13 protein-coding genes are annotated in these 12,715 nt (G+C 63.0%); 1 reads left to right on the top strand and 12 read right to left on the bottom strand.

The annotated features are described in order from the left end of the window. Positions 1-62: 62 nt before the first annotated feature. The 12 genes from EHH60_RS21750 to EHH60_RS37635 all read right to left on the bottom strand — a co-directional run bounded on the left by EHH60_RS21750 (position 63) and on the right by EHH60_RS37635 (position 11,132). Positions 63-713 carry a hypothetical protein gene (locus tag EHH60_RS21750; protein ID WP_124161486.1) on the bottom strand — a complete coding sequence of 217 codons (651 nt, stop codon included), beginning with the start codon at positions 711-713 and terminating at the stop codon, positions 63-65. Positions 714-769: 56 nt separating this feature from the next. Then, entirely contained in the window at positions 770-973 is a 204-nt protein-coding gene (locus EHH60_RS21745) for a hypothetical protein (RefSeq protein ID WP_124161485.1), read from the bottom strand. A 174-nt stretch (positions 974-1,147) separates the two neighbouring features. Further along, complete coding sequence (locus EHH60_RS21740; RefSeq protein WP_124161484.1) at positions 1,148-1,390, bottom strand: hypothetical protein; 243 nt, start codon at positions 1,388-1,390, stop codon at positions 1,148-1,150. A 44-nt stretch (positions 1,391-1,434) separates the two neighbouring features. Then, entirely contained in the window at positions 1,435-2,223 is a 789-nt protein-coding gene (locus EHH60_RS21735) for a fumarylacetoacetate hydrolase family protein (protein WP_124161483.1), read from the bottom strand. Beyond that, on the bottom strand, positions 2,220-3,239 hold the full coding sequence (locus tag EHH60_RS21730) for a 2-dehydropantoate 2-reductase (RefSeq protein ID WP_124161482.1): 1,020 nt from the start codon (positions 3,237-3,239) through the stop codon (positions 2,220-2,222). Before EHH60_RS21730 ends, EHH60_RS21735 begins: the two co-directional genes overlap by 4 nt. A gap of 280 nt (positions 3,240-3,519) precedes the next feature. Continuing rightward, positions 3,520-3,948, bottom strand: coding sequence for a CBS domain-containing protein (locus EHH60_RS21725; RefSeq protein WP_124161481.1), 429 nt, complete (start codon positions 3,946-3,948; stop codon positions 3,520-3,522). 178 nt (positions 3,949-4,126) lie between these two features. Continuing rightward, positions 4,127-5,449, bottom strand: a complete 1,323-nt coding sequence (gene oxlT / locus EHH60_RS21720) for an oxalate/formate MFS antiporter (protein ID WP_124161480.1) — start codon at positions 5,447-5,449, stop codon at positions 4,127-4,129. Between the two features lie 260 nt (positions 5,450-5,709). Further along, positions 5,710-6,999, bottom strand: coding sequence for an oxalate/formate MFS antiporter (oxlT, locus tag EHH60_RS21715; protein WP_124161479.1), 1,290 nt, complete (start codon positions 6,997-6,999; stop codon positions 5,710-5,712). A gap of 409 nt (positions 7,000-7,408) precedes the next feature. After that, a complete protein-coding gene (locus EHH60_RS21710; protein ID WP_124161478.1) occupies positions 7,409-8,908 on the bottom strand; it encodes a tripartite tricarboxylate transporter permease in 1,500 nt (499 codons plus the stop codon). A gap of 42 nt (positions 8,909-8,950) precedes the next feature. Continuing rightward, positions 8,951-9,442 carry a tripartite tricarboxylate transporter TctB family protein gene (locus tag EHH60_RS21705; RefSeq protein WP_124161477.1) on the bottom strand — a complete coding sequence of 164 codons (492 nt, stop codon included), beginning with the start codon at positions 9,440-9,442 and terminating at the stop codon, positions 8,951-8,953. An 85-nt stretch (positions 9,443-9,527) separates the two neighbouring features. Then, entirely contained in the window at positions 9,528-10,535 is a 1,008-nt protein-coding gene (locus EHH60_RS21700) for a Bug family tripartite tricarboxylate transporter substrate binding protein (RefSeq protein ID WP_124161476.1), read from the bottom strand. Between the two features lie 459 nt (positions 10,536-10,994). Further along, complete coding sequence (locus tag EHH60_RS37635; RefSeq protein WP_194388353.1) at positions 10,995-11,132, bottom strand: hypothetical protein; 138 nt, start codon at positions 11,130-11,132, stop codon at positions 10,995-10,997. Positions 11,133-11,393: 261 nt separating this feature from the next. Here EHH60_RS37635 and zigA point away from each other — a divergent pair, with 261 nt between their 5' ends. Next, positions 11,394-12,599 (top strand): zinc metallochaperone GTPase ZigA, encoded by a 1,206-nt coding sequence (zigA, locus tag EHH60_RS21690; RefSeq protein ID WP_124161475.1) that lies wholly within the window; start codon positions 11,394-11,396, stop codon positions 12,597-12,599. Positions 12,600-12,715: the final 116 nt, after the last annotated feature.

Raw genomic sequence — 12,715 nt, 5'->3', positions numbered from 1 at the left:
CTGCAGCGCATCGTCGAAGGGACGCTGCGCTGCGTCCGGGGCACGGATAACTGAGGCTCCGGCTATTCCGCCGACAACCGCACCATTTGCCGGCCGCCATTCATTTCCTTGAGGCGGTTGACGAAGTTTTCCGGGCGTTGCCAGCGGTTGGGGACCTCTAGTCCCATGAATTCGGCGATATCGCCGATGAAGCCGGTGCAGTTGGCGGTCTCGGCGTTCCACACCGGCGAGTTCGCCTGCAATTTCTTGATGTAGGCGAACACGCGCTTGGCGTCCGCTTCGTTCAGATAGACGCGATAGCTTGCGGTCAGATATTCCGGATCGAGATCGCCGTAGCTCGCGCCGGTCTCGGACGGCACGAAGGTGATGTGACCCAGCACGTAAGCAAGCGTGTCGCCGGCCGGCGTGAGCCCTGCGACCTCCACGGCGCGCTCGCTGGTCTTGCCGTACCAGACGAAGGCATGGCCCCAGCTCGCGGCGGTACGCGCGCGGAAGTCGACGTAATAGGGGCCTTTCTCCGCGCGCGCGACCGAGCGCCGCGCCGATTGCGGCTGAGGTCGCGAGGCGGCGTCGGTCGTAGCAAGCGCGTTCGCATCGGCAGCACGCCTGTTTGCCTCGTGGGCCGACGCCGAGGGCGTCGTGCACGAGAGCATAGCCGCAAGAGCGAAGCCCGCGAGGATGCAGGATCCCGATCGATTAGCTTTGTTCGTCACGACATACCCCTCGACTGTCGGCCGCTACGCAGATTCTGCGCGTATTCCGCTGCGCGTCAGTAGCGCGCCGCGACCGGCCCGGGCGCCTTGCCGATCGGGGCCTTTCCAACCGGGCTCTTGCCAATCGGCATCTTGCCGATCGGCGCCTGCTCGGCCGGATAGGCCGGCACGGGCTGCCGGCGCGGCAGATCCGCAGCGTTCGCAGCCGTGACCAGAGCGAGCGTAGCACCGAGAGCAAATACAATCTTCTTCACAGTCATATACCCCTGAAGGTTTGGTCCAAACACGGCATCGCCGTGCCCCCAGACACGCCTCACAGAAGGGCGGCCGAATGCGTCCAAGTTGCGGCAGGCGCAGGACATGTTGGCGGCATATGTCAGGCGCGCGCAGATGTGATGTGTCCGAATGTTTCGGAGATGAAGACGTGCCGCGGCTTATCGTTTCCCGAGGATGTTCGAGCGCATCTTGTCGGCGAACCAAACCACGAAGATCGCGACGAACGAGAGAGCGAAGTAAAGGGCCGTCCACAAAAGCGCATTGCCGGCATTCGTCATGGCGTCCTCCCTTGCATCAGAAATTGATTTCTTGTGGGAAGGATAGCGGTGGCGGCGATGTCGCGATTTGCGCCGGATCAATTTTGCTGCGCTGCGGGGGCAATGAACCGGCGAGCCCTTCATTCCGGGCTCGGCTTTGCGTCGCCCCGGAATGACGGAGAGAGTGGTTAGAGCCGAAACTCGTTGGTCAACTCGCCGATTCCGTCGATCGCGACGGTGACCGTGTTCACCGGCTCCTTCATCACGCCGACGCCGACGGAAGTGCCGACGGCGATGAGGTCACCGGGCAGCAGGGTCATGTCATGGGAGATCCTGCTGACCAGCTCCTGAGCCGTGAAGATCATGTCGGAGATCGGATAGTTCTGCCGCTCCGCGCCATTGAGGATGGTACGGACCACGAGCCTGGCCGGATCGATGCCGGTCGCGATGACAGGGCCGAACGGACCGTAGTCGTCGATGCCCTTGGCGCGGGCCCATTGCGGGAAGGTGGGGTCGCGCGTCAGGATGTCGTTGGCAGTGATGTCGTTGACGCAGGTGTAGCCGAAGATGGAGCTGTCGGCTTCGCCAGGCGAGACACGCGCGCAGACCTTGCCGATGATGATGCCGAGCTCGCCCTCATAGGTCGTCTTGCCGTCGTAGGAGGAGGGGCGGCGGATCACCGCACCGGGGGCGGCGATGCTGGTGGTGGCCTTCAGCAGATAGAGCGGCTCCGGCGGCTCGGGTTGGTTGAGCTTTGCCGCGAGCGCGTGGAAATTGTTCCAGAGCGCGACGATCTTGCTGGGCGCGCAGGGCGCGAGCAGCTCGACCTCGGACAGCGACAGCGTCTTGCCGGTAGCAGTGCTGCGGCCGAACATCTCGCCTTCATGCACGCTGATGCCTGATGGGCTCAGCGTGCCGAAGCCGGTCGTGCCGTTGCTCCGGAAGCGGAGCCACTTCTTCATCTCGCTCGCCATCATGCCACCGCCAGTGCGCGCGGATCTGATGGCGTCGAGACCCCGTCATAAAGGCCGGCGATGCGGGCGCGCTGGGTCACCATCGCCAGCACCGAGTCGAGCGCGGGCGTGGCGATGCCGGTGAGACGGCCCATCTCCTGCACCACCGTGATGAGCGGATCGATCTCCATCGGGCGGCCGCGCTCGAGATCCTGGAGCATCGAGGTCTTGTGCGCTCCGACCTTGCGGGCGCCCTCGATGCGGCGCTCGACGTCGACGCGGAACTTGACCCCGAACGTCTCTGCGATGGCTTGCGTCTCCACCATGATCGCCCGTGACAGCGCGCGCGTCGCCGGATCGGTGCAGATCACGTCGAGCGTGGCGTGGGTCAGCGCGCTGATCGGGTTGAAGCAGACATTGCCCCACAGCTTCAGCCAGATCTCGTCCCGGATGCGGTCGAGCACCGGCGCCTTCAGCCCAGCGGCGACGAACAGGCCGGCGAGACGCTGCACGTCCTCGGTGGTCTCGCCGGAAGGCTCGCCGAGCGGAAAGTTGTTGCCGTAAACGTGGCGGATCACGCCGGGCGCTTCGATCTCGGTGGCGGGATAGACGATGCAGCCGATGGCGCGCTCGGCGCCGATTTCGCGCCACTGCCGTCCGCCGGGGTCGATGCTCTCCAGGGTCGAGTTCTCGTATTGCCCACCGTGCTTGTAGAAGTACCAATAGGGAATGCCGTTGACGGCCGTGACGATGCGGGTGTGAGGTCCGAGCAGCGGCCGCATCTTCTCGATCACGCCGGTGATCGAATGCGCCTTCAGCGTAATGATGATGAAATCCTGCACGCCGAGCTCGGCGGGATCGTCGGTGCAGCGCGGATGCACGGTGTGCTGCTCCTCGCCCGCGAGCAGCGTCAGGCCGCGCTCGCGCATCGCGGCAAGGTGCGCGCCGCGCGCGACCAGGCTGACATCGGCGCCCGCGCGTGCAAGCTGAACCCCGAGATATCCGCCGATCGCGCCGGCGCCGTAGATGCAGATCTTCATGAAATCCTCGCGGGACCAAACTTGGGGAATTGGCTCGATCGATCGTGACACAGGTTCGCTGCATCTCTCCCGCTTGCTTGCGGGAGAGCAAAGGCCGCCTTCGGCGGCCGTTCTTGAAACGCCGAAGCCGAGCTTCGGCCTTGGCGCTCGGAGAGCGCGGCGGGTGAGGGTTCTCTCTTCTTGGGGAGTCTCGCGGGCGGAGACAGCCCTCTCCCCAACCTCTCCCGCAAGCGGGAGAGGGGGCGCAGTTCTTCCGTGAATGAACGTCAGGCGAGCTCTTTTAGGCTGCCGCTTGCGGCGCACCGTTGAGTGCTTCGTCAACGGCCGCGGCGATGTCGCGCATGCTGATGACGGAGACGAGGCTGTAATCGTCGATCACGGGCAGGTGGCGAATGTGATGACGGTTCATCAGATGACGGACGTGCTCGATCGGATCCGAGGAGGTGCAGGACACCAGCTGCTGCACCGAGACGAGCTGCGAGACCTTGACATTGATGGCGTTCGCGCCGTGCTCGGCGACGGCGCGCACCACATCGCGCTCCGTGAACATGCCGACCGCGGTGTTGCCCTCGGAGCGGACCACGTCCTTCACCACCAGCGCGCTGATGTTGTTGGCGCGCATCAGCTTGGCCGCGATACCCACCGTTTCGTTCATACGCACCGTGACAACGCGCGGCGTCTTCTTGCGCAGAATGTCTCCGACCAGCATTGCAACCTCCCTGGGTGAGTGACGAGGCAAGTGTGGTATACATAATGCCAATCGTCAAGGGCTGGATTTCGCTGATCCGAAAAATCTTGCGACAGCCATACTGACGTTTGTGGTTGGCCAAAAAGAAAGGGGACGCATCACTGCGCCCCCTTCTCAAGCATGCAATACGTGTGGTGGCTTACGCCGTTTCGGTCTTCGCAGTGCCGGTGGACGCACCGGTGCTCTCGGCTTCCTTGCCGAGGATGAAGGAGCGGCGCAACGGCTTGATCACGAACAGCGCCATCAGCGCCGCCGTTGCGTTCAACGCCACCGCAACCACGAACACGGCCTTCCAGCCATAGGCGGTGGAGATCACGCTTGAGAGCGGGACGAGCAGCGAGGCCGTTCCCTTCGCGGTGTAGAGCATGCCATTGTTGGTGGTTGCGAACTTCGCACCGAAGGTGTCGCCGCAGGTGGCGGGGAATAGCGAGTAGATCTCGCCGAAGACGCCGAAGTAAATCGCGGTCGCCAGCACGAAGACGATGGGGATGTGCCCGTAGGCCGACAGCGTCAACAGCATCAGCGCGGCGGTGCCGAAAGCGATGAACATGGTGTGCTCGCGGCCGATCGTGTCGGAGACGAAGCCGAAGAAGGGTCGGCCGAAACCATCGAAGATGCGGTCGAGCGAGATCGCGAAGGTCAGTGCCGCCATCTGGAAGCCCGCCAGCGTGACTGGCGTATTCGCGATCTTGTAGTCGTGCGCGATCGGGCCGATCTGCGCCGCGGTCATCAGACCGCCGGATGCAACCATGACGAAAACGAGATACATCACCCAGAAAACAGGGGTACGCAGCACCTGCGGCGGGGTGAAGTCGATCTTGGTCTGCGGCAGATTGAGCTGCTTCTTCCTCGGCGGAATCGAGATCCGCGGCGGCTGTATGAAGAAGGCGAGCACGAACACGACAACGCCCTGGCCGATGCCGAAGGTGAGGAATGCGTGCTGGTAGCCGCTCGAGACGATCATGCTCGCGATCGGCACGATCGTGAGCGCGGCACCCGCGCCGAAGCCGGCGGCGGTCGCACCTGCCGCGAGACCGCGGCGGTCGGGAAACCATTTCAGCGCGTTGCCGACGCAGGTGCCGTACACTGCGCCCGCGCCCAGGCCGCCGATGATCGCCGCCGCGTAGAGCAGGGTGAGGCTGTCGGCGTAGGAGTTGAGAATCCAGGACAGCGCGATCATCGCGCCGCCGAACATGACGACGATGCGCGGGCCGTACTTGTCGACGAACCAGGCCTCGACCGGCACCAGCCAGGTCTCGGTGACCACGAAGATGGTGAAAGCGAGCTGGATCGCGGCGCGCCCCCAATGATGGGCGGCGTCGATCGGATCGACGAACAGTGTCCAGCCATATTGCAGATTGGCGATCATCGCCATGCAGACGATGCCCATGCCGAGCTGGAGCCAACGGAAGCCGGTGCGAAGCGGCGCGGCGGTGACGGCACCATCCGGGCTGGAAATCATCAGAACCTCCCAACGCGCCTGTCTGTCGTACATCAGCTTGCCAAGATGACCTGATGTCGCAAATGTTGTGTCTTATCGTCGCAGGCGTTACTCGGAGATTGGTATACGATATTCCAGATTGCAAGCCCTATCTTGGCTCCGCAGTCGCAAAATCCGGCGGGAGTCAGGCCGCATCCCGCCAATCGCGGCGGTCTTCTGCCAAACGAAAACGCCCGGCCGTGAGGCCGGGCGTCGTGCTCGCGTGAACTGCGGTGGGGCGGTCAGATGGTCGATTTCGCGACCACGACCTTGCGCCAGGGTTTCAGCACCGCGATCGCCAGCAGCGAAGCCAGGATGTTGGCGCCGGCCGCGATGATGAACACGCTGTCCCAGGTGCCCGACGATTGCTGCATGTAGTTGGCGATCGGCACCAGCAGTGCGGCGGTGCCCTTGGCGGTGTAGAGCAGGCCCGCATTGGTGGTCGCGAACTTGGCGCCGAACGTGTCGGTGCAGGTCGAGGGGAACAGCGAGTAGATCTCACCCCAGGCGAAGAACACGAAGCCCGAGAGCAGCACGAACCAGACGGGATCGTGACCCCAGAGGTAAAGCATCCAGATGCCGAATCCTTCCATGCCGAAGGCGATGAACATCGTGTTCTCGCGGCCGATCATGTCGGAGATCCAGCCGAAGAACGGACGCGTCAGGCCGTTGAGCACGCGGTCGATCGTCGCCGCGAAGGTCACCGCCGTCATCGTCACCGCCATCAGCGTGACCGGCACGTTGTCGACCTTCCAGTCGGCCGCGATCGGCTTCAGGTTCGCGGTCACCATCAATCCGCCGGCGCCGACGATCACGAACATGAAGTACATCAACCAGAAGATCGGCTGACGCAGCACCTCGGTCGGCTGGTAGTTGCGGCGGGTCTGCAGCAGATTGGCATTCGCCACCACGTTCGGCACCTGGCCCGCTTTCGGCGCGAGCAGGAAGAAGGCGAGGATACAGATGATGATGCCTTGCCCGAGGCCGAAATAAAGGAAGGTCGTCTGGAAGCCGCTGTCCTTGATCATGGCCTGGATCGGCGCGACGGTCAGCGCAGAGCCTGCACCGAAGCCCGCGGCGGTGATGCCGGCGGCAAGACCGCGCTTGTCCGGAAACCATTTCAGCGCATTGCCGACGCAGGTGCCGTAGACGCCGCCGGCGCCGATGCCTGCGATGATCATGCCGAGATAGTAGCCGTTGAGCGAGGTGGCCTGCGCGTTGATCGCCCAACCGATGGCGCAGAGCACGCCGCCGACCAGCACGACGATGCGCGGGCCGTATTTGTCGACGAACCATCCTTCGACCGGCACCAGCCAGGTCTCGAACAAGACGAAAAGAGTGAACGCCCATTGGATCGAGGCGCGATCCCAGCCGAACGTCTTCTGGATGTCGGGGACGAAGAACGTCCAGCCATATTGGTAATTGGCGATCATCACCATCGCCATCACGCCGATCGCCAATTGAGCCCAGCGATAGGCATCGCTTACGCGAGCGGCACTAGGGGCCGCTGCCGACTGCACCATGTCCGTCATTAAAAACCCTCCCGAACGCGCCGATCATTTTTATGCATGCGCTGCCCGCATCCTGGTATTCATTATGCCAAGATTCAAGGGAAGGACGGGAGGTGCGGCGAAATAACGCGGGCCTGTTTACATGCGCAATCAAAGCGGGATTGTAAAGCCTCAATCGCTGCCGGCGTGCCGGCGCAAATGGCGGCCGATCCTAGCCAAATAATTGATTCAACGACTGTTTTGCCGTCGGCGCGACGCCGCAAGACCGCTGTTGAAAAGCCCGCGCGTCTTGGGGATTTTCCTCGCCAGCGCTGGTCGCGTGCGCCGAGGCGCGGTCGGTCGGTGACCGCGCAATCCCTGGAATTCTATATTCCAGAAGTCCGGCCTGCGGCAATTTGGCGTGGGCGGCGCTGATCGCGCAGGTCGCGCCTCACGCCATCGGCGTGCGCAGCCGGCTATAGCCTTCCTGGATCGCGGACCAGAACAAAGCGACCAGACCGAGCGCCATGATCGTGCTGACGAGGCCGTTGGAGAAGAACACCCCGAGCGATCCCTGTGATCCCAGCAGCGATTGGCGGAAGGCTTCCTCGGCCTTATCGCCAAGCACGATGGCGAGCACCAGCGGCGCGAGCGGGTAGTTGCACTTCTTCAGGAGATAGCCGAGCACGCCGAACACCAGCATCAGCATGACGTCGAAGGTGCTGTTGTGCACCGAATAGGCGCCGATCGCGCAGAGCACCAGGATCAGCGGCGCGATAATGCCGAACGGCACGCGCAGGATCGCGGCGAAGACCGGCACGCAGGTGAGCACGACGATGAGGCCGGCAAGATTGCCGAGATACATCGAGGCGATCAGGCCCCAGACGAATTCCTTCTGTTCGACGAACAGCATCGGTCCCGGCTGCAGGCCCCAGATCAACAACCCGCCGAGCAGAACGGCGGCGGTCGGCGAGCCGGGCACGCCGAGCGACAGCATCGGCAGCAGCGCCGAGGTGCCGGCGGCGTGCGCGGCCGTCTCAGGGGCGATCACGCCCTCGATCTCGCCCTTGCCGAAATTATTGCCGCGTCGCGCCAGCCGCTTGGCGATGCCGTAGCTCATGAAGGAGGCCGGCGTTGCGCCCGCGGGCGTGACGCCCATCCAGCAGCCGATCAGGCAGGAGCGGAGCGAGGTCATCCAATAGGTGGGCAGCTCGCGCCAGGTGTGAAGCACGACCCGCAGGTTGATCTTCGCATTGCCGCCGCGGAACGCCAGCCCTTCCTCCATCGTCAGCAGGATCTCGCCGATGCCGAACAGGCCGATCACGGCGATCAGGAAGTCGAATCCGTTGAGCAGCTCCGTGACGCCGAAGGTCAGCCGCAACTGTCCGGTGATCGAATCCAGGCCGACCGCGGCGAGCGCAAAGCCCATCATCATTGCCGCGATGGTCTTGAACGGCGGCTCCTTGCTGAGGCCGACGAAGCTGCAGAAGGCGAGGAAGTACACCGCGAACTTCTCCGCCGGACCAAATCGCAGTGCGAAGCCCGCGACGAGGGGGGCGACAAGCGTGATCATGATGACGGCGAACAGCGCGCCCACGAAGGAGGAGGTGAAGGCGGCGGTGAGTGCCTCGCCGGGCTTGCCCTGTTGCGCCATCGGATAGCCGTCAAAAGTGGTCGCCACGGACCAGGGCTCGCCGGGTATGTTGAACAGGATCGAGGTGATGGCGCCGCCGAACAACGCGCCCCAATAGATGCAGGACAGCATGATGATCGCCGATGTCGGCGGCATGCTGAAGGTCAGGGGCAGCAGGATCGCGACGCCGTTCGCGCCCCCCAGCCCCGGCAGCACGCCGATGATGACCCCGAGCGTGATGCCGATGATCATCAGCATGATGTTGTAGGGCTGCAGGGCGACCGCGAAGCCGTGAAACAGATTGGCCAACTCTTCCATGTCAAAACGTCCTGCAGCAGCAATTGAATGAATGCGTGGCTCTCACAGGCCGAGCCATTCCTCGAATGGACCTTTGGGAAGCGGGACCAGGAACCAGCGCTCGAAAACGAGATAGGTCAGAACCGGCATGCCGACCGAGACCGCGATGGTCGTCAGCCAGCGATAGCCGCCGAGCCAGCGCATGAACCAGGCGATGAAGACCATCGAGCCGACGTAGAGGCCGATGAACGGCATCGAGCCGACATAGATCGCGGTCGGCACGACGACGCTCATGACCTGGCGCAGCTGTCCCCATTCTGCGAACAGCCGGCCGTCATCGCCGCGTTGCGCATGCCAGAGGTTGATGGCGCTCGCCACGACGATGGCGGCGCCGATATAGAAGGGGAAGAACCCGGCACGCGGGCCCTCCGCGCCCCAGTTGATGCCGGCCTTCAGGCTCCCGAAGATCACGACTAGGCCGAACACGCCGATCAGCAGCGCCATGCCGATTTCCAGCGTCTTGTGTGCCGGGCCACGTTCAGATCGTTCACTCATGGGACCTCCAGGCGGAAACGCGGTCTTTCGCGGTCGCGGCGGGCGTGAGGACGAGCAGCATCCTCAGCCGCATCGATGGCGCGGCTCAATTCGCCGATGCGAGGAAGCCGGCTTCCTTCATCAAGTCTTGGTGGCGCTTCTCCTCCGCCTCGACCCATTTGGCGTAGTCGGCGCCAGTCATGAAGGTCGTGTTGAAGGCGCCGCTCTTCATGAACTCCTGCCATTCCGGCGTGGCGCGCACCTTCTTGAACAGCTCGACATAGTATTCGACCTGGTCCTTCGTCGCCTTGGGCGACATGAAGATGCCGCGCAGCATGAGATATTCCATCGCGAGGCCCTGCGACTTGCAGGTCGGAATATCCTTCCAGGCCTTGCCGTCGGCGATCGGCTCGTCATACGCCATCGGCTGGGCATCGAACACGCAGAGCGGACGGAGCTTGCCGCCGCGCCATTGCGCGACCGCCTCGATCGGATTGTTGACGGTGGAATCGACGTGATTGCCGACGAGCTGGACGGCGACTTCGCCGCCGCCCTTGTAGGGGATGTAGGTGAACTTCGCGTCGACCGCCTTCTCGATGCCGACCGTGATGATCTGGTCTTCCTGCTTGGAGCCGGTGCCGCCCATCTTGAACGAGCCGCTTGGTGCCTTCTTCGCGGCGTCGACGTAATCCTTGACGCTGTTGTACGGCTTCTCGGCATTTACCCAGAGCACGAATTCGTCGAGGGCGAGCATGGCGACCGGCGTCAGGTCCTTCCAATTGAAAGGAATTCCCGTCGCCAGCGGGGTCGTAAACAGGTTCGACAGCGTGATGATGATCTTGTGCGGATTGCCCGACGACGTCTTCACATCGAGGAAGCCTTCACCGCCCGCGCCGCCCGCCTTGTTGATGACGACCAGCGGCTGCTTCATCAGGTTGTGCTTGGTGACGATGCCCTGAATGGTGCGTGCCATCTGATCGGCGCCGCCGCCGGTGCCCGCGGGCACGATGAACTCGACCGGACGGACCGGCTCCCAGGCTGCCCGGCTTGCGGTGCTGTTGGCGCACGACATCGCGATTGCCGCCAAAGCGACACTCAGAACGGATGGCTTCATTTGTTTCTCTCCCTGTCGAACCCTCAACGCAGCCGCTCTTTGTCGACTTGCGTCAGCCCATCTCGATTCAGATGCCTGGTGTCACCCTTGCGGTCGATCTCCCATGGCAGTCCCGATAGAAACTGTATGAGGAGGGACACCGCGCGGCATCCGCTCCTTTCGGCTAAGGTTCCGCCAGGGTTCCCGGTGCCCTCGGCTGTTCCCGTCTTGCGTTATGTGTTTCTATCCTACACCTTGGGTTGTACAGCCGTTTTTGCTTGTCCAATGGTATGCGCGATGCCAGCGAACAAACAATCGGATCGGCAATCAGCCCGGCGGACGAATCGTCGCAGCTGAGGTCCCAAGCCCAGACAAGGAGGCAAAAGAAAAATGGCCCCGAACGTGCGGGGCCATTTGACCGAACCTGGCGTCTGCGTGGTCCTGTCAGCTCCGCCGTTCGGCGGGAGGACAAGGCCTTCCTTACAGGCCGAAACGCGGCAGGTCGCCGTTGTGATTGGAAATCTCGGCGCTCGCCATCAGGAAGCTGTCGATCGCGGCCATCAGGCGGGCGAACAGCGAGGCGGAGGGGGCGAGAGCGACGGAAGCGGTCTTGGACATCGGAAATCCCTTTCTGGAGACAGTCAGTCTTGCTGCCTCATGTCGAAAGGCAGTTTATGTATACCAGATGCCAGCGTCCATACTCTTGTTTGCATAGCAGCATTAATTCTTCCGCATTGCGGTATGGTCGGCGGGCCCCCGGTGAGCAGGGCATCTTGACACGCTCTGCCCAACAAAGAATGTTATGTTATAACATAACATAGTGAGATGCCGTGTCTCGCCGTCCTCGATCTATCCCGCTCAAAAGGCTGTTCGATCTCCATGCGCAAACTCCCCGTCACCGTCTTGTCCGGCTTCCTCGGGGCTGGAAAGACCACTTTGCTGAACCACGTCCTGAACAACCGGCACGGCCTGAAAGTGGCGGTGATCGTGAACGACATGAGCGAGGTGAACATCGATGCGGATTTGGTCCGCGATGGTGGTGCCAACCTCTCGCGGACTGATGAGAAACTGGTGGAGATGACCAATGGCTGCATCTGCTGCACCCTGCGCGACGATCTCCTGAGGGAGGTACGTGCGCTCGCCGAAAGCGGGCGCTTCGATTATCTGCTGATCGAATCGACCGGCATTTCGGAGCCGCTCCCGGTCGCAGCGACGTTCGATTTCCGCTCGGAGGAGGGCGAAAGCCTCTCCGACATCGCCCAGCTCGACACGATGGTGACGGTGGTCGACGCCGCCAACCTGCTCAAGGACTATTCCTCGACCGAGTTCCTCGGCGAGCGCGGCGAGGCGCTGGACGGCGACAAGCGGACGCTGGTCGATCTCCTCGTGGAGCAGATCGAGTTCGCCGACGTGATCGTCCTCAACAAGGTGGACGATGCCTCGCCGCAACAGCGCGAGGCGGCACGGCAGATCATCCGCTCGTTGAATCCCGAAGCCGACATCATCGAGGCCAATCACAGCCGCGTGCCCTTCGAGCGCGTGCTCAACACCGGCCGTTTCGACTTCGAGAAGGCCCAGCAGCATCCGCTCTGGTACAAGGAGCTCTACGGTTTCGCCGACCACGTGCCTGAAACGCAGGAATATGGCGTGAAGAACTTCGTCTATCGCGCCCGCCGGCCGTTCGATCCGTCGAAGTTCGACCAGTTCGTCAAGGGGACCTGGCCGGGCGTGATCCGGGCGAAGGGGCATTTCTGGCTGGCGACGCGGCCGCAATGGCTCGGCGAGATCAGCCAGGCGGGAGCGATCGTGCGGACCGAAGCGCTGGGTTTCTGGTGGGCGAGCGTTCCAAAGGAGCGGTGGCCGAACGATGAGGGCTGGCGCAAGCGGCTCGGTCAGTATTGGGACAAGGTGTATGGCGATCGTCGCCAGGAGATCGTGTTCATCGGCACCGGCATGGACCAAGCCGAACTCCGCCGCAGGCTGGACGCATGCCTTGTCCCGGAAACGTCCACCATGGACATCGCCGCATGGTCCACTCTCGCCGATCCGTTTCCGGCCTGGCGTCGGGGCGATCAGTCCAACTGATCGACGTGCATACCAGACACCCGGCGTGAGGTCCGGGCTCGATCATCTCGGACCAGGTCTTGCAAGGGGGCGGCAAAGCCGTTAGTGCTCTGCCCCCTTCCAATCATCTGTCAGAG

This window comes from Bradyrhizobium sp. RP6 (assembly GCF_003837805.1).
Lineage (GTDB): Bacteria > Pseudomonadota > Alphaproteobacteria > Rhizobiales > Xanthobacteraceae > Bradyrhizobium.
This window is presented reverse-complemented; position numbering and strand designations above follow the sequence as displayed.